Genomic DNA, 1,134 nt, shown 5'->3' with positions numbered 1-1,134 from the left:
CTTCCTTGCGGTATGCATGGAAGGATGACCCATTTAGTTAAATTTTATTCATTTCCTTAAGTTGATGGCTATGGCTCATATAGACAGCTTATTTACATAAAATTTGCTATCGGTAGCTAGTATAAAAAATAAAATTAAAAACTATCAATCAAATATGTTATTTGATTGATAGTTTTAACTTAAATCATCGGTGGTTCTTTTACTGCGATTTCATGTGGATTAGATCCTACTGTGATAGTAGCAATGACACCATTGTTTGATCCATCTATGACGGATACTGTATTATTCCCATAATTAGTGACATAAATATAATTTAATTCATCGTCTATAGTAATACCCCAAGGTTGAGAACCAACAGAGATAGTAGCAATAACACCATTATTTGATCCATCTATGACGGATACTGTATTGGATCCGTAATTTGCTATATAAATTTTATTAGTAAATTCATTAACTGCAACACCAATAGGATTAGTTCCGACAGTAATGGTAGCAATAACACCATTATTTGATCCATCTATGACGGATACTGTATTGGATATAATATTAGTAACATAAATGCGATTAGTAAGTTCATTTATATGACATTCAATAGGTCCTTTGCCAACAGTAATGGTAGCAATAACACCATTACTTGATCCATCTATGACGGATACTGTATTACCTGTATTATCAGTACCACGATTAGCAACATAAATTTTATTAGTAACTTCATTGACTGCAATGCCTTCGGCATGATTTCCAACAGAAATAGTCGCAATAACTGCATTATTTGTTCCATCTATTACTGAAATATTATTTGAAAGTATATTTACTATATAAATTTTATTAGTAGCTTCATTGACTGCAATGCCTTCTGGAGTAGTTCCAACAGAAATAGTCGCAATGACTGCATTATTTGTTCCATCTATTACTGAAACATTATTTGGGCTAGAATTAGTAACATAAATCCGTTCTGTAATTTTATTTATACTGATTCCAGTTGGTTTTAATCCAACAGAAATGGTCATAATGACATGATTCGGAGTTCCTGCAATAACAGAAACGTTATTAGAGGTATAGTTAGTCACATAAATATTATTCGTGACAGCCGGCCCAGTCCCGCCAGTACCACCAGTAGCTCCGGTTGCGCCT

At 33.2% G+C, this 1,134-nt stretch carries 1 protein-coding gene; it reads right to left on the bottom strand.

The features are described 5' to 3' along the window. Nucleotides 1-179 precede the first annotated feature (179 nt). A partial coding sequence (locus JDS99_RS30680; protein ID WP_472926342.1) for a beta-propeller fold lactonase family protein occupies nt 180-1,134 on the bottom strand: 955 nt, incomplete at its 5' end.

This window comes from Bacillus cereus group sp. N6 (genome assembly GCF_016483705.1).
In the GTDB taxonomy this organism is placed as follows: domain Bacteria; phylum Bacillota; class Bacilli; order Bacillales; family Bacillaceae_G; genus Bacillus_A; species Bacillus_A wiedmannii.
This window is presented reverse-complemented; position numbering and strand designations above follow the sequence as displayed.